At 71.3% G+C, this 14,383-nt stretch carries 17 protein-coding genes; 9 read left to right on the top strand and 8 right to left on the bottom strand.

Annotated elements, in window-relative coordinates:
• Nucleotides 1–78: 78 nt before the first annotated feature.
• Nucleotides 79–930 carry a helix-turn-helix transcriptional regulator gene (locus tag OP04_RS43565; protein ID WP_033345902.1) on the bottom strand — a complete coding sequence of 284 codons (852 nt, stop codon included), beginning with the start codon at nucleotides 928–930 and terminating at the stop codon, nucleotides 79–81.
• Nucleotides 931–1,014: 84 nt separating this feature from the next.
• On the opposite strand from OP04_RS43565, the gene OP04_RS43560 reads away from it, so the two are divergent.
• Nucleotides 1,015–1,776, top strand: a complete 762-nt coding sequence (locus OP04_RS43560; protein ID WP_033345901.1) for an SDR family NAD(P)-dependent oxidoreductase — start codon at nucleotides 1,015–1,017, stop codon at nucleotides 1,774–1,776.
• 4 nt (nucleotides 1,777–1,780) lie between these two features.
• Here the strand turns inward: OP04_RS43560 and OP04_RS43555 are convergent, their stop codons facing one another.
• Both OP04_RS43555 and OP04_RS43550 read right to left on the bottom strand, forming a co-directional pair.
• The gene (locus tag OP04_RS43555) at nucleotides 1,781–2,077 is read right to left on the bottom strand and encodes a hypothetical protein (RefSeq protein WP_033345900.1); all 297 of its coding nucleotides are present in this window, start codon (nucleotides 2,075–2,077) and stop codon (nucleotides 1,781–1,783) included.
• Complete coding sequence (locus tag OP04_RS43550) at nucleotides 2,074–2,337, bottom strand: hypothetical protein (protein WP_157241141.1); 264 nt, start codon at nucleotides 2,335–2,337, stop codon at nucleotides 2,074–2,076. Before OP04_RS43550 ends, OP04_RS43555 begins: the two co-directional genes overlap by 4 nt.
• Nucleotides 2,338–2,634: 297 nt before the next feature.
• Here OP04_RS43550 and OP04_RS43545 point away from each other — a divergent pair, with 297 nt between their 5' ends.
• The 3 genes from OP04_RS43545 to OP04_RS43535 all read left to right on the top strand — a co-directional run bounded on the left by OP04_RS43545 (nucleotide 2,635) and on the right by OP04_RS43535 (nucleotide 5,203).
• Nucleotides 2,635–3,507: a helix-turn-helix domain-containing protein gene (locus OP04_RS43545; protein ID WP_033345898.1), complete on the top strand. Its 873-nt coding sequence runs from the start codon at nucleotides 2,635–2,637 to the stop codon at nucleotides 3,505–3,507.
• A complete protein-coding gene (locus OP04_RS43540) occupies nucleotides 3,507–3,698 on the top strand; it encodes a DUF397 domain-containing protein (RefSeq protein WP_033345897.1) in 192 nt (63 codons plus the stop codon). Before OP04_RS43545 ends, OP04_RS43540 begins: the two co-directional genes overlap by 1 nt.
• A 128-nt stretch (nucleotides 3,699–3,826) precedes the next feature.
• Complete coding sequence (locus OP04_RS43535) at nucleotides 3,827–5,203, top strand: AAA family ATPase (protein ID WP_085067249.1); 1,377 nt, start codon at nucleotides 3,827–3,829, stop codon at nucleotides 5,201–5,203.
• 40 nt (nucleotides 5,204–5,243) lie between these two features.
• Here the strand turns inward: OP04_RS43535 and OP04_RS56625 are convergent, their stop codons facing one another.
• The gene (locus tag OP04_RS56625) at nucleotides 5,244–6,674 is read right to left on the bottom strand and encodes a GGDEF domain-containing protein (protein WP_033345895.1); all 1,431 of its coding nucleotides are present in this window, start codon (nucleotides 6,672–6,674) and stop codon (nucleotides 5,244–5,246) included.
• A gap of 28 nt (nucleotides 6,675–6,702) precedes the next feature.
• Nucleotides 6,703–7,419, bottom strand: coding sequence for an SDR family oxidoreductase (locus OP04_RS43525; RefSeq protein WP_063746877.1), 717 nt, complete (start codon nucleotides 7,417–7,419; stop codon nucleotides 6,703–6,705).
• Nucleotides 7,420–7,472: 53 nt separating this feature from the next.
• Here OP04_RS43525 and OP04_RS43520 point away from each other — a divergent pair, with 53 nt between their 5' ends.
• Nucleotides 7,473–7,856, top strand: a complete 384-nt coding sequence (locus OP04_RS43520) for a winged helix-turn-helix transcriptional regulator (RefSeq protein WP_033345894.1) — start codon at nucleotides 7,473–7,475, stop codon at nucleotides 7,854–7,856.
• Here OP04_RS43520 and OP04_RS43515 read toward each other — a convergent pair.
• On the bottom strand, nucleotides 7,853–8,257 hold the full coding sequence (locus OP04_RS43515) for a RidA family protein (RefSeq protein WP_033345893.1): 405 nt from the start codon (nucleotides 8,255–8,257) through the stop codon (nucleotides 7,853–7,855). The two genes, OP04_RS43520 and OP04_RS43515, sit on opposite strands and share 4 nt — an antisense overlap.
• 338 nt (nucleotides 8,258–8,595) lie before the next feature.
• On the opposite strand from OP04_RS43515, the gene OP04_RS43510 reads away from it, so the two are divergent.
• The 4 genes from OP04_RS43510 (at nucleotide 8,596) to OP04_RS43495 (ending at nucleotide 12,992) form a co-directional block, all read left to right on the top strand.
• Nucleotides 8,596–9,249, top strand: coding sequence for a HEAT repeat domain-containing protein (locus tag OP04_RS43510; RefSeq protein WP_051799967.1), 654 nt, complete (start codon nucleotides 8,596–8,598; stop codon nucleotides 9,247–9,249).
• Nucleotides 9,236–10,231 (top strand): MerR family transcriptional regulator, encoded by a 996-nt coding sequence (locus OP04_RS43505; protein ID WP_033345892.1) that lies wholly within the window; start codon nucleotides 9,236–9,238, stop codon nucleotides 10,229–10,231. The genes OP04_RS43510 and OP04_RS43505 overlap by 14 nt, the downstream gene beginning before the upstream one ends.
• 82 nt (nucleotides 10,232–10,313) lie before the next feature.
• On the top strand, nucleotides 10,314–11,534 hold the full coding sequence (locus tag OP04_RS43500; RefSeq protein ID WP_033345891.1) for a cytochrome P450: 1,221 nt from the start codon (nucleotides 10,314–10,316) through the stop codon (nucleotides 11,532–11,534).
• Nucleotides 11,535–11,582: 48 nt separating this feature from the next.
• On the top strand, nucleotides 11,583–12,992 hold the full coding sequence (locus OP04_RS43495; protein ID WP_033345890.1) for an FGGY family carbohydrate kinase: 1,410 nt from the start codon (nucleotides 11,583–11,585) through the stop codon (nucleotides 12,990–12,992).
• A 200-nt stretch (nucleotides 12,993–13,192) separates the two neighbouring features.
• Here the strand turns inward: OP04_RS43495 and OP04_RS43490 are convergent, their stop codons facing one another.
• Nucleotides 13,193–13,705: a GNAT family N-acetyltransferase gene (locus OP04_RS43490; protein WP_198154201.1), complete on the bottom strand. Its 513-nt coding sequence runs from the start codon at nucleotides 13,703–13,705 to the stop codon at nucleotides 13,193–13,195.
• A gap of 25 nt (nucleotides 13,706–13,730) precedes the next feature.
• Nucleotides 13,731–14,381 (bottom strand): GntR family transcriptional regulator, encoded by a 651-nt coding sequence (locus tag OP04_RS43485; RefSeq protein ID WP_033345889.1) that lies wholly within the window; start codon nucleotides 14,379–14,381, stop codon nucleotides 13,731–13,733.
• Nucleotides 14,382–14,383: the final 2 nt, after the last annotated feature.

The raw sequence follows: 14,383 nt of genomic DNA, 5'->3' as shown, positions 1-14,383 counted from the left end.
GAGCCCGCTGCCGCCCCGGCCTCGGCGTGTGATGCGAGACCACACCAGGCATATCAAAAGCTTTTGGGTGTACGGGTGTCAGCGCGGAAGATCCAGCCGCTGGGTGCCGACGACCGCGAGCAGCCGCAGCGCCTCCTCGTCCGGCGAGCCCGGCGACGCCGTGTAGATCACCAGCCGCTGGTCCCGGTCCGCGATGTCCAGCACGTCGCAGTCGACCGTGACCGGCCCGACCACCGGATGCGCGAACGTCTTGCGCCGCGTCGGCTCGTCGCGCACGTCGTGCGTGTCCCACAGCTCCCGGAACGCCGTACTCCCCGCCCGCAGCTCCCGGACCAGCGCCGCCAGCTCCGGATCGTCCGGGTAACGTGCCGCCGCCGACCGCAGCCGCTGCGCCGACGCCCGCGCGAAATCGTCCGCGTCCGAGACACCCCACAGGCGCTGCCCGTCGCGGTGCGGGCCGAGGAACACGCGGCGGACCAGGTTGCGATCCCGGCGCGGCGTGGCCGAGAAGTCTTCCATCAGCGCCGCCGCCAGCGGATTCCACGCCACGATCTCGTGACTGGCGGAGATCACGGTCGCGGCCGCGTGCGGCAGCCGGTGGATCAGGTCGCGCAGGCTCTGCCGCACCTCACGCGACGGCTGGTGCGGCGGCGCGGGCGCCACGCCGGCCAGCCGGTGCAGGTGGTCACGCTCGGTATCGGTGAGCCGCAGCGCCCTGGCCAGCCCCGCCAGCACCTCCCGCGACGGCCGCGACCCGCGCGCCTGCTCGAGCCGCGTGTAGTACTCGGTGGAGATGTACGCCAGCTGCGCCGCCTCCTCCCGCCGCAGCCCCGCCGTCCGGCGGCGCCGCCCGGCCGGCAGCCCGACGTCGGCCGGCGCGATCCGCTCCCGCCTGGTGCGCAGGAACTCCGCCAGCTCGTCCCGATCCATGCTCTCAGTGTGCGCCGGTCGTGGCCGGTAGCCAGGTACGACCTGTACCTGGATGGCACCCACCGGCCGGAACAGGCTTGCCGCATGACAGAACTGCTTCGTGACAAGGTGGCCTTCGTCAGCGGCGCGAGCCGGGGCATCGGCGCGGCCGCGGCCCGGCTGTTCGCCCGCGAGGGGGCCAGGGTGCTGCTGGCCGCCCGTACCGCCGCCGATCTCGCCGCCGTGACCGACTCGATCCGCGCCTCCGGCGGGACCGCGTCCTATGTGGTGTGCGACCTGTCTTCCCCCGCGTCCGTGCGCGCCGCCGTGGACCGGGCCGTGACCGACTACGGCCGCCTCGACGTGGCCTTCAACAACGGCGCCGCGTTCACCCCGCCGACCCCGCTCGACCAGGTCCCGGACGACGACTTCGACCTGCTCTACGCGGTCAACCTGCGCGCCGTGTGGGTGGCCGTGTCCGCCCAGATCGCGGCGATCCGGGCGACGGCGGGCGCGGGCGCGATCGTCAACAATTCGAGCATCGGGAGCCTGCGCGGCAACCCGGCCCTCCCCGCCTACGGCGCGATGAAACGCGCCGTGAACAGCCTGACCGAGTCCGCCGCCGTGACGTACGGCCCCGAGAACATCCGCATCAACGCCATCGCCCCCGGCAACACCCGCACCGACATGATCGACACCTGGCAGACCCACACGTCCGGCCTGGTCGACACCCTGGTCGCCCACACCCCGCTCCGCCGCCAGGCCGCCCCCTCCGAAATCGCCGAAGCCGCCGCCTGGCTCCTCAGCGACCGCGCCTCCTTCATCACCGGCGCCATCCTCCCGGTCGACGGCGGCGCCCGCGCCTGACCACTCATCCCACCTGAGCACGGATGGCGGGGCGACCGGATTCCCGGCACCAACGCATGAACCGATCACTGGCGGCCTCCGCATCACCACCGCGCACGCTCAAAAAATCGAGCATGTACGCGGCCATGAGCACGCAGAGAGCAGCACGATCATTCGCGTAGTCACCGCGGATGGAAACGCGGTAGGCGATACACGGCCACTCACCGCAGCCCTGCTTGCACTCCCAGCTCTCGTCGTGCTGATGCCGGAGCGTGGCGGGGAGCAGATCACCGAGCCGCTCGCCCTCGAACGCGAACGTCACGCCGTGTCACCCCGCCTAGGAGCCGGAAACAGCGCACCGGCGAGCCGAGTCACGTCGACCAGGAGCCAGATGTCGCTCCCGGCCTCGTCACCGGTCTCCGGGTCGATCTCCCTGACGCCAAGTCCGAGCCACTCCAGAGCCGGGAATCGGGCGGGATCGACGGAGACGTGCGTGACCTCCGCGACCCGGCGGGACTTCGGTTCCCACCACATCGGCGGGTCATAGACGTCTACCGGGACCAGCAGCAGGGTGTCGCCCACCTTCAGCGGAGGAGGGATCGGCCGCCCCATTCCGGGCTTACGCGATTGCAGCATGGGCATCACTCGCCACTCCCCACTGAGAAGTTCGCACGCCCACGCCGAAGATCACCTCTCAGCGACGTGGGCGGCACCGAGAGCAGCCTTGCGCCACCGCTACGCTGCCAGCAACAACCCAAACAGGGATTCCCCTTTTTAATTTTCCCCTGTTTCAGCAGGCGATCCGGGGATGTCTCGGTCAACCCTCGCCCGATGTCTCGTTTAGACCTCCGGGCGATACTCTGAGCTGGGAGGTAAGCGGTGACGGAAGGCGGCTCGTCAGTCCCTCGACGACAGGTCGGGCGGCTGCTCAAGCAGGCACGCGAGGCTGCTGGGGTGCCGGTGGAAACGGCGGTGCGGACCATCGAGGTCGGCCGCAACAAGCTCTACCGGATGGAGAACGGCGAGGCTCCGGTCCGCCAGATCGAGGCCGAGAAGCTGTGCTCCCTCTATCAGGTCTCCGCCGACCTGACCGAGGTGATCGTCGCGCTATCCGGCGAGACGAAGGTCAAAGGCTGGTGGCATGCCTACGGTGACGCCGTTCCGGCGTGGTTCGAGCTGTACGTCGGCATGGAAGGCGCGGCCAGCCGACTACGTCAGTTCGAGCCCGCACTGATTCCCGGTCTGCTGCAAACCGAGGCGTACGCCCAGGCCATCCTGAGTGTAGATCCGAACGTCGGCCCGGAGGCCTTGGCCGAAAGGGTACGGGCACGTCTGACCCGGCAGAGGCTGCTGACCCGCAGCGCGCCGCCCCCGCCGGCTCTGGAGATCTTTCTCGATGAAACGGTGCTGCTCAGACCGATTCATGGCTCCGACGAGTGGTGTCGACAGCTTGCCCATCTCGTCAACATGTCCACGAAGCCGGGCATCAGCGTCCGCATCCTGCCTCGCCTCGCCGGCCTGCACCTGGCGAACGAGAGCGGCGCGTTCGTGATTCTCGACTTTCCTCGCCTGGGACCACGCCCACCCGAGCCGACGACGGTATACAGCGAGGGCCTGACCGGCGCGTTGTATCTCGACAAGCCGCAGGAGGTGGCTGCTTTCGAGCGGGTCTGGCTCGAGCTCGATCGTCTGGCCCTGGATCGGAACGCCTCCGACGATCTGATCAGCACAATTATCAAGGAGACAGTGTGATGACCGACCTGACCGGCGCGATCTGGCGCAAGAGTGGCCGCAGCGGTTCCAGCGGCGGCAACTGCGTCGAGGTCGCCGGTAACCTGACGACGGTTGTCGGTATCCGTGACAGCAAGGATCCGGCCGGACCGGCGCTGGTCGTGAGCAGGTCCGCGTTCCGCACATTCACCGCGAGCCTGAAGACTCGGTGAGAACGTAGGCAGCTCTCTGCCTGGCCAAACGAAGGCAGGTCAGGCGAGAGCAGGTCAGGCGAGGGACGAGATCGCCTAGGCGATGGCGCACGTACCTGACCGCGAGTCCCAGCGATATCGAGACCGCGATGGAAACGGGGAATCGATGGAGGACGTGTTCGGTGTACCTACATCGCCTACGCATTCAAGGGGTGCGAGGCTTCCACGGTTCGCACGCTGTCGACCTCAGCTTCGCGCGGGAGAGCGGCAATGACGTCCCTGCCGATCGCTACCGAGGATTCAGCGTCATTACCGGCCGCAACGGTTCTGGAAAGACCACGCTGCTTCGCGCCGCCGCGACCGCGCTCGCCGGTCCGGAGGTGGCGAACAGCTTGACCGAGGGCGACCGTGACTGGATCAGTCACGGTCTGGCAGAGGCGACGGTCAGCGCCGACATCACGCGGGCCCGGGACTTCGATGAGCTCGAACGACACACGTACCAGCCCGCGGAGATCTTCCCGGCCGCGTTGAAGTGGGAACGGACCGAGGGTGCACGAGCACGGCCTCGGGCCGATACCCACCACGGACTCGAAGCGGTCATGGCTGCGCGGTCATTATGGTCGGCGAAGCCGACCGGCTGGTTCGCCGCAGGATACGGCCCGTTCCGGCGCCTGGCCGGGGCGAGCGGCGAGGTCGCTCGGCTGATGACCGGAGACTGGACCACGGCGCGTTTCGCCACATTGTTCCGTGAGGAGGCCTCGCTGGCCGAGACCGTGCAGTGGCTTCAGCAGGTCAACTATCGTGCCCGTTCCGGGCGCTCCGGCCACGCCGAGCTGGAGGAACGCGTGATCAGTCTCCTGAACGACGGACTGCTTCCGGAGGGCCATGTGGTCGACCGGGTAGATCCGGACGGCTTGTGGATCACCAGAGGATCCGGCTCGCCCGCCCGCATCGACGAAATGAGCGACGGGTACCGCACGATCACTGCCCTCGTCACGGACATCGTGCGGCAGATGAACAACTGCTTCGAGGATGGAATCGAATGGGCTGGCGACGGTCGCCCCTTCATCACCGCACGCGGGGTGGTGCTGATCGATGAGATCGACGTCCACCTGCACATTTCCTGGCAGAAGCGAATCGTCCCGTGGCTACTGGAGCATTTTCCTTTCATGCAGTTCATCGTCACCAGCCACAGCCCTTACATCTGTCAGAGCGCGTCGCCCGGCAGCCTGATCCAGCTCCCCGGCCCGGCGGATCGCTTCCCGCCCCGCGTCGCCGGCGAGGAACTGTTCCGGCGCGTCGTGAACGGCAGCGGCGACGACGCCGTTCTCACCGACCTCTTCGGTTTGGGCTCCCCGTACTCCGCGCGGATCGATGAGCTGCGGGCGGCCCTGACCAGACTCGAACGGCTGGCCATCCGCGGTCAGGCGCAACCGGACGACCTCGCGAAGCTCACGGAACTGTCGGAGAACCTCTCGCCCTCGCCCGGCAGCCGGGTGCGCGATGTGCTGGGAGACGACGTTTGATCCAGCGCGGCCGGCTTCCTCGACGACCGCCTGTGACGGCTCAGCCGCGGTGGAAGCAGCCGCGCCCGTCAGCCTTGGCCGCGTACATCGCCGCGTCGGCTCTCTTGATCTCGGTGTCGGGGTCCGCGCCGTGCGGGGCCGTGATGATGCCGATGCTGGCGCCGACCGTGACCGGGCCCGCGGCCGTCATGATCGGCGCGGCGACCGCGGTCACGATACGGGCGGCCACGGCTGACGCCTGGTCGTCCGGAGCACCGGGGAGGATGACGGCGAACTCGTCGCCGCCGAGACGGGCCACCAGGTCGCCGGTACGGACGGCGCCGCGGATGCGGGTGGCCACGGTCTCGAGCACGGCGTCGCCGGCCTCGTGGCCGTGAGTGTCGTTGATCGTTTTGAAGCCGTCGAGGTCGACGTAGAGGAGCGCGGTCGGGCCGTCCGTCAGCGCGCCCTGCCAGCGGGTGTGGAAGAGGCGGCGGTTGGCGAGGCCGGTCAGCTGGTCGGTGCCGGCCTGGGACTCGGCGGTGTCCAGCGCCTGGGCCAGCAGTTCCACGACACCCTGGAGACGTGCCATGACCAGCAGGAAGAGGACGACGCAGCCGGCCACCACGATCGGCACGTCGAGCGGGCCGCCGCGCAGCCATTCGATGGTCAGCACGAGCGGCGCGGTGAGGCTGGCGGCGGCGAGCGCGAGCAGGCGGCCCCGGCCGATGAGCACGCCGGCAGGGGCGGAGGCGGAAGGCGGCTGGGAGACGGCGGACATGGTGGGGTGCAGTGCGGCGGCGGCGAGCAGCGCGTTGGTGAGCAGCCAGCCGAGGTCGAGCACGCCGCCGATGACGTACAACCCGTCCAGCTCCTGCAGCGAGTAGACCACGTCGGCGACCAGCAGCACGACGACGGCGGTGGTGAGCAGGTGGTACGCGGGCGGGTGCCGCCCCGGTCCGAGCGTGAGCCGGACCAGCAGCCCCAGCGCGAGCAGGTCGAAGATCGGGTAGGAGAGCGAGACGACCCGGCCCAGCATCGACACGTCCGCGACCTGCGCGGTCGGGCCGATCACGTACAGCCAGGCCAGCATGGCCGCGCCGGTGGAGAGGATCGCGGCGTCGAGCAGCACGGCCACGTCGTGCCGGGCCTGGCGCGCGTGGACGAAGCCGATCAGCGCGGCGATCACCAGCACGTTGCAGGCGATGTAGAACCCGTCCGCGATCGACGGGAACACGTCGCGCCGGTAGACGATGGTCTGGAGCCAGTAGCCGACGTCGCCGGCGGCGAAGAGCGCGACCTTGCCGGCCATCAGGTACCACGGCCAGCGGATCGCGGGCCGGTGCCGGTGGACGCCGATGACGACGGCGCACACGACCACGGCCTGGTAGAGCGCGCCGAAGACCGCCTGCGCCGGTTCGGACGGCAGCACGAGGTAGGCGGCCGCGCCGGCGACGCTCAGGCCGAGGTACCACCGCCAGATCGAGGACACACCCTGCATATCGGCCGGACGGTCACGGTCATGAACGCCGGTCGTCGCCGTTCAGGTGTGATCCGGCGTGCGGGCCCATCAGCTGCCGGCCGCCGTCGACGGTCCAGGACGCGCCGGTGACGTAGGAGCCGGCCGGGCCGGCCAGCGTGGCGACCACGGCCGCGACCTCGCGCGCGCCGCCGGGCCGGCCGAGCGGGATGCCGTGCGGGTCCTGATCCTCGCCCGGCGCGACCGAGTTGACCGTGATGTCGTGCGCGCCGAGCTCCTGCGCCATGACCGTGGTGAGCAGGCCGAGACCGCCGTCGGCCGTGTGGTGGGCGCGCGGCGAGGGCACGCCGGTGATGGTGATGATGCGACCGCCCCGCCCGCCCGCGATCATGCGGTGGACCGCGCGCTGCACACAGATGAACGGCCCGCCCGTGAACACCTGCCGCCAGTCCTTGTCGGCGGTATCGGCGGCCGGCGTACCGATGCCGGTCCCGGCGCAGGTGACCAGCACGTCCAGGCCACCGAGCGCGTCCGCGAGTTCGTCGACCACCCGCGCGGCGCCGGGCAGCGCGGTCGGGTCCAGCGCTCCGATCTCGGCCCGGCGCCCCGCGGCGCGTACCCCCTCGGCGGTTTTCTCGGCTTTTGAAAGATCCGCGTGCGCGGTGATGCCGATGTCGAAACCGGCCTCGGCCAGCACGACCGCGATCGCCCGGCCGATGCCCGATTCCGAGCCCGTGATGACTGCCACTCTCGCCATGACAGCGCGTTACCCGGGCCGGGGCGGTCCACGCGCCTCTTTAGAGTGGTCGGATGGGAACCAGGCGAGAGATCAGCACGCTGCCGCCCGAGGCCGACCTGGCCAGGGCCGACTCGCTGGCGCGGGAGATCTTCTCCGACATCGCCAACAAGTGGGCGTTCCTGATCATCGAGTTCCTCGGGCAGCGCACCATGCGGTTCAGCGAGCTGCGGGACGAGGTCGGCGGCATCAGTCACAAGATGCTCACCCAGAACCTGCGGCTGCTGGAGCGCAACGGCCTGATCTCGCGGACCGTCTACCCCACCGTGCCGCCGCGCGTGGAGTACACGCTGACCGAGGCCGGTGACGCACTCCGCGGCGTGGTCGACGGGATGTGCGGCTGGACGCAGCGTTACCTCAGGCAGATCGAGGCGTCCCGCGCCGAGTACGACGCCTAGAGCACCGCGGTCGCCTCGATCTCGACCAGGTGCTCCGGCACGTCCAGCGTCACGATGCCGAACAGCGAGGCCGGCGCCAGCGGCACCGTGCCCAGCTCCGCCGACGCCCGCGCGATGCCGTCCAGCAGCAGCGGCATCTTGTCCGGCGTCCAGTCGACCACGTGCACGACGAGCTTCACCACGTCGTCGAACGTGGCCCCGGCCGCCGCCAGCGCGATCCCGACATTCCGGTAGGCCTGCGCGACCTGCGCCGTCAGGTCACCGACGCCGACATCATTGCCGTCCGCATCCTGTGCGATCTGCCCCGCGACGTGGATCAGCGTCGTCCCGGTCGCGACCGACACCTGCCGGTAGATCGGGACCTCGGGCAGCCCGGCGGGGTTGATCAGAGTGACGGCCATGTCTGTGCTTCCTCTCTTTCGGTTACTCAGAAACCGTAAGAGACCGCTGCCGACCAGGGAAGAAGGCACTTTTTCGAGAGCCAGGCACCTTTCGGTAACCACGACCCCAAGAGCACAAAGGCAGAGATTCCCACTTCGCGGTGGTCCGGCAGCGTTGCTCCCGCGGGCACCGGTCGTCGCTGGCGCTCCTCCCTTCCACTTCCGCGCCGCACCGGCTCAGACCAAGGACCCGACCGGGCGGTCATCACCGTGGCAAAGAGACCACGACGGGCGGTCGCGGCGGAGACTTGACCTTGTCACAGTGACAAGGCTTTGACTGGCGGGCGGAGGTGGTTTCGATGGGCCTGTCGGAGATGCTGAGTTCCGGGAACTCGTCGGTGCGGCTGAAGGCCGCGCTGGCGGTGGGCACGCGGGCACACGCCGGCGTGGCAGATGTGCTGGTGGCGCGGTGTGCGGTCGAGCCGGACTTCTTCGTCCGGGACATGCTGACCTGGGCGCTGACCCGGCTGCCGCAGGACGTGACGGTCCCCAGGCTGCTGACGGAGCTGCGGAGCCCGGTCGCGCAGGCCCGCAGCCAGGCACTGCACACGCTCTCCAAGATCGGCGACCCGGAGACATGGCCCGCGATCACGCCGGCGCTGCTGCATGACGCGGACGACGAGGTCGCGCGCACCGCCTGGCGCACCGCGGTCGCGCTGGTGCCCGCCGACGAAGCGCAGGCGCTGGCCGGCGAGCTGGCCGCCGAGTTCGGCCGCGGCGAGCGCGACGTGTGGCGCAGTCTGAGCCGGTCACTGGTTACGCTCGGCGACGAGGCCGAACCGGCGATCGCGCTGGCCACCACGCACCCCGACCCGGCGGTACGCGCCCACGCGCGCGCCACCGCCCGCCTGCTCCACGACCCCGAGGCCGCGTTCACCGTCACCGTCGAGGAGGAGGCGAGGTCCGGCGTGCCCCGCCACGACGACCGCGAGGAGGAACGTGCTGATCGGTGAGGTGGCGCGGCGGTCCGGCGTGAGCGCCCGGATGCTGCGCCACTACGACACGCTCGGCCTGGTCCGGCCGACCGGCCGCACCGTGGGCGGCTACCGGGAGTACACGCCGGACGACATCCGCCGGATCTTCCACGTCGAGGGCCTGCGGTCGCTGGGCCTGTCGCTGCGCCAGATCGCCCGCGCGCTCGACGAACCCCGTTTCACCCCGGCCGCGCTGGTCGGCGACCTCATCGCGCAGACCGAGGAGCGCCTGCGCCGCGACCGTGAGCTGCTGGAACGCCTGCGGGCCGTCGACGCCACCGGCCCCGCGGACTGGCAGGACGTGGCGCGCGTGGTCGAGTTGCTGCGCGGCCTCGGCTCGCACAGCGCGCAACGCCGCCAGCAGGCGATCCTGGCCCCCGCCGAGAGCGCGCCGGCCCGGGTGCTGGCCGAGGCCGTGCTCACCGAATCCGACCCCTACGTGGCCGGCGCGCTGCGCTGGGCGCTCGCCCGCGCGGGCGGGGAGGGCGTGGCAGGCCTGGCCGCCGGCATGGCCTCGGACGACGCCGACGTGCGCCGACGCGCGGTGATCGCGCTGGCCGCCCTCCCCGGCGACGACGCGGACGCGCTGCTCGGCGCGGCGCTGACCGATCCGGATGCGGCGACCCGCCGCCAGGCCGCGCTCGCGCTCGGCGCCCGCGGCGAGACCCGTGCCGTCCCGACGCTGGTCTCGATGGTGGTCGACGGCCCGAACGACGTCGACGCCGCCGAACTGCTGGGCGCGCTGGCCGCCGATCCCGCCTGGGCCGACCGCATCATGGCCGCGCTGCGCACAGAACTCCGGACCACCGATCCCGCGGTACGCCTGCGCCTGGTCCAAGCCTTCGCCGAAATGCCCGGAACCGTCGCACTGACGGCGTTGCAGCAGCTCACCACGGATGCCGACCGCCCGGTAGCCCTCCTGGCCACCACGCTCGTGGCCGCCCTCCGGCAGCAGCCCTGAGCACCGCTCGGCAGCGGATTATCCAGAAAACTGCAGATCAGGCATAGATGTTGATCGCTGCGTTGGACGAGAATCACCAGGCATGAGCGAAAAACCAGCTACGGTACGTGAGTATGACGTCACCACTCCCGAGGTGCTGGCCGATCCGACCGCGTGGCTGCACCGGGTGCGCGAGGAGAGCCCGGTCGCCTGGCTGCCGCGGTTCGGCGGTTACCTGCTGACCCGGCACGCGGATGTGGTGTCCGTCCTGCAGGACACCCGCCTCGACACGGCGAACATGATGCGTGCGATGGAGGCGCTGACGCCGGAGCAGCGCGAGGAGCTGACGCCGCTGCGGGAGGCGGTGACGCTGTGGGTCGGGCACACGAACCCGACCGATCACCGGCGCTTCCAGCTGCTGCTGAAGAAGTACTTCACGCCGCGCATGGTGGACCGGCTACGCCCCAGGGTCCGCGAGATCACGCACGATCTGCTGGACGCGGTGGCCGGCAAGGGCAGCATGGAGGTGATCCGCGACCTGGCCTACCCGCTGCCGGCGAACGTGATCGCGGAGATGCTCGGCATGCCGGTCGCGGACCGGGAGCGGCTGCAGGCATGGTCGCGGGACGTGCTGATCGTCTTCGGTCAGAGCGGTGACCTGGCCGCGTTGCGCCGCTGCCAGGACAGCATGATGGAGTTCCACGACTACCTGCGCGGGCTGGCCGCCCAGCGCCGCGCCGAGCCGCGGGAGGACGTGCTCAGCATGTTCGTGGCGGCCCAGGCGGACGGCATCGTCACCGAGGACGAGGCGCTGGCGAACTGCGTGCTGCTGCTGTTCGCCGGCCACGAGACCACGGCGAACCTGATCGCGAACGGTCTGGTGCTGCTCTTCCAGAACCCGGACGTGCTGGCCGCGCTGCGCGCCGACCCGGAGCAGATGCCGATGGCGGTCGAGGAGATGCTGCGCCTCGACGGCCCGGCCGGCGCGATCCAGCGCAAGGTGGTCGAGCCGGTGGAGGTCGGCGGCCACCTGCTGCCCGCGGGCGCGCACGTCTTCGTCTCGCTGGCCGCGGCGAACCGGGACCCGGCCGTGTTCCCGGACCCGGACCGGTTCGACGTGTCCCGCGGCCGCAGCCGGCACATGGCGTTCGGCACCGGCACCTACTACTGCCTCGGCGCGTCGCTGGCCCGGATGGAGGCGGACGAGTGCTTCCGGATCCTGCTGGACCGGATGCCGGCCCTCCGACCCGCCTACGACCGCCCGGACTTCGTGCCCGCCCCGCCGGTCAGCCACCGCCTCGCGTCGCTGGAGGTGCTCTTCTGAGTAGGCGTGCGGTTGTCGCCCGTCCCGCGCGCGCCGAGGATCGGGCGAATGACCACTGTGCTCAGCATCGATCAGGGCACGTCCGGGACCAAGGCGATCGTGGTGGCGGCGGACGGGCACCTCGCGGGCGCGGCCGCGCGGGCCGTGCAGCCGCGCTACTCCCCCGGCGGCGCGGTCGAGCAGGACCCGGCCGCGCTGCTCGACAGCGTGATCGACGCCGGCCGGGAGGCGGTCGCGCGGGCCGGCCTGCCGGTCGACGTGGTCACGCTCGCGAACCAGGGCGAGACCGTGCTGGCCTGGGATCCGGAGACCGGCACGCCGCTGTCCGACATGATCGTCTGGCAGGACCGCCGGGCCGAGCCGATCTGCGCCGCGCTCGAAGAGCACCAACAGACCTTTGCCGAGGGTACGGGTCTGGTGCTCGATCCCTACTTCTCCGCGCCTAAGATGGCCTGGCTGCGCCGGCACGTCACCACCGCCGGCGTGGTGACCACGTCGGACACCTGGCTGCTGCACCACCTGACCGGCGCGTTCGTCACGGACGTGAGCACCGCGAGCCGTTCGCTGGTGACCGGCTTGGACACCACCAGCTGGGACCCGGCGCTGCTCGCGCTGTTCGGCCTGGAGCACGAACCGCTGCCCGAGATCGTGAACTGTGACGCCGTGGTCGGCACCACGACCGCGTTCGGCGGCACGCTGCCGGTCGGCGGCCTGATCGTGGACCAGCAGGCCGCGCTGGCCGCCGGCGGCTGCCTGGCGCCGGGCGACGCGAAGTGCACGTTCGGCACCGGCGCGTTCCTGCTGGTCAACACCGGTTCCGGCGCGACCCGCTCGCGGGCGGGCCTGGCCGCGTCCGTCGCCTGGCGGGTGCGCGACTCCACGGTCTACTGCCTGGACGGCCAGGTGTACGCGGCCGCGTCCGCCGTGCGCTGGATGCAGCGGCTCGGGCTGATCGCCGAGGCCGCGGACCTGGACCGGGTCGCCGCGCCGGACGACGGCGGCGTGCTGGCCGTGCCCGCGCTGGCCGGGCTGGCCGCGCCCTGGTGGCGTCCGGACGCGACCGCGTCGCTGACCGGGATGACGCTGTCCACCACCGCGGGCCACCTGGTGACCGCGGTGCTGCGGGGCATCGCGGCGCAGGTCGCCGAGCTCGGTGACGCGGTCGCCCGCGACCTGGGCCGGCCGTTGCGCAGGCTGCGCGCGGACGGCGGGCTGACCGAATGCCGCACGCTGATGCAGGCGGTCGCGGACGTGATGCGGGCCGAGGTGGAGGTGTTCGCGTCACCGCACGCCACGGCGATGGGCGCGGCCGCGATGGCCCGGATGGCTGTCGAGCCCGGCCTCAGCCTCACGGACGCGGTGGTGCCGTGGACGCCGAGCGTGGTCTATGCCCCGCGCTGGGATGCGGACCGGGCCGCGGATTTCCGCAGCCGCTGGCGGGAGGCCGCGCTCGGGTGACCGGCCACGGTCGGGTGACCGGCCGCAGTCGGATGACCAGCCGCAGTCGGGTGACCGGCCGCGCTCAGGTGAAGGTTGGTGGGTCGCCGTCGGCCCGCCGGACAGCGTCGCCATGGTCAGGCGACCGCCCGGAGGACCGCACGCGCGGCGATGACGGTCGCGTCGAGCGACCCCGCACGCGTGCGGCGGCCACGCCGGGCTCAGCTGAGCACTCGGCACATCCGCAGGCTGACGATGTGGTCGTCGATGCGGGACAGTGCGGCCCGCACCGTGTCCTTCGGCTCGAAGCCGCGCGCCCGGTAGAACCCGATGCCCGCGCGGTCGCCGAGGAACACCGACACCCACATCTCGGTCCCGCCCGCCGCGCGGATCTGCGCGGTGACGCTCTCCAGCAGCGCGGTCCCCAGGCCTCGCCCGCGCGCGGCCGACTCGAGGTAGACGCGGGACAGCTCGCCCCGCCCGGCGCCGAGCATGCCGCCGCCGGCCGCGCCGAGCACCCGGCCGTCCTCCTCGATCACCTGGTAGCCGAACCACTCCGGTGGCGACGGCGAGATCTCCTCGGCGACCCGGTCCGCGTCGTAGAACGCGACCACCGAGCGGTCGATGTATCCCTGGGGCAGCAGCTCGCGGTAGGTCTCGCGGTAAGCCGTGGCGCAGATCGTGGCGATGCTGGTCACGTCGGCTTCGACGGCGGGACGGACAACGGCGGTCAACGATGATCCTGGCACGCCCGCTAGATTAGACATCCAGATTCGCCATCAACAGTGCACCCGTGGCGGAAAGGTGCGCGCGCATCGCCGCGAACGCCGCGTCACCGTCCCGGGCCAGCACGGCCGCGACGACCGGTTCGTGCTCCGCGTGGATCTCCGCGAGCGTACGCCCGCTGGCTGTCGTGGGTGGTCCGAGCAGCGCGGTCGTGGTCCGCAGCTGCGCCACGATCGCGGCCGACCGGGGCCGCCCGGCGGTGCGCAGCAGCAGGTCGTGCAGCGCCCGATCCGCCGCCCAGAACGCCTCACCGTCCGCGCGCGCCATCGTGTCCAGCGTGTCCCTCAGCAGCGCGTGCTGCGCGTCCGTCCCGTGCAGTGCCGCGAGCCGGGCCGCGTCCGGCTCCAGCGCCAGCCGGATGCCGATGATCTCCTCCACGTCCGCCGCGCGCGGTGGCAGCACCCGGAACCCGCGATTGCGCTGGATCTCCACCAGCCCCGCCGCCTCCAGCCGCAGCAGCCCCTCGCGGACCGGGCTGCGGGACACGCCGAGCAGCTCCGCCAGCTGATACACCGAGTAGGTCCGGGACGGCACGAGCTGACCGGCGGCGACGCCGTCGCGGACCGCCTGGGCGACCGCGTCCGCGAGCGAGGGCGCCTCTGACGGCAGGCTGAGCTGGGGCATGA

The sequence above is a fragment of the Catenuloplanes japonicus genome (assembly GCF_000717135.1).
Lineage (GTDB): Bacteria > Actinomycetota > Actinomycetes > Mycobacteriales > Micromonosporaceae > Catenuloplanes > Catenuloplanes japonicus.
The sequence above is the reverse complement of the archived record's forward strand: the minus strand, read 5'-3'. Positions and strand labels throughout refer to the sequence as shown.

Coding starts and splice junctions, on each gene's coding strand:
- OP04_RS43565 (WP_033345902.1), bottom strand. CDS start 930: ATGGATCGGGACGAGCTGGCGGAGTTCCTGCGCACCAGGCGGGAGCGG.
- OP04_RS43560 (WP_033345901.1), top strand. CDS start 1,015: ATGACAGAACTGCTTCGTGACAAGGTGGCCTTCGTCAGCGGCGCGAGC.
- OP04_RS43540 (WP_033345897.1), top strand. CDS start 3,507: ATGACCGACCTGACCGGCGCGATCTGGCGCAAGAGTGGCCGCAGCGGT.
- OP04_RS43535 (WP_085067249.1), top strand. CDS start 3,827: ATGGAAACGGGGAATCGATGGAGGACGTGTTCGGTGTACCTACATCGC.
- OP04_RS43525 (WP_063746877.1), bottom strand. CDS start 7,419: ATGGCGAGAGTGGCAGTCATCACGGGCTCGGAATCGGGCATCGGCCGG.
- OP04_RS43520 (WP_033345894.1), top strand. CDS start 7,473: ATGGGAACCAGGCGAGAGATCAGCACGCTGCCGCCCGAGGCCGACCTG.
- OP04_RS43515 (WP_033345893.1), bottom strand. CDS start 8,257: ATGGCCGTCACTCTGATCAACCCCGCCGGGCTGCCCGAGGTCCCGATC.
- OP04_RS43510 (WP_051799967.1), top strand. CDS start 8,596: ATGGGCCTGTCGGAGATGCTGAGTTCCGGGAACTCGTCGGTGCGGCTG.
- OP04_RS43500 (WP_033345891.1), top strand. CDS start 10,314: ATGAGCGAAAAACCAGCTACGGTACGTGAGTATGACGTCACCACTCCC.
- OP04_RS43495 (WP_033345890.1), top strand. CDS start 11,583: ATGACCACTGTGCTCAGCATCGATCAGGGCACGTCCGGGACCAAGGCG.
- OP04_RS43485 (WP_033345889.1), bottom strand. CDS start 14,381: ATGCCCCAGCTCAGCCTGCCGTCAGAGGCGCCCTCGCTCGCGGACGCG.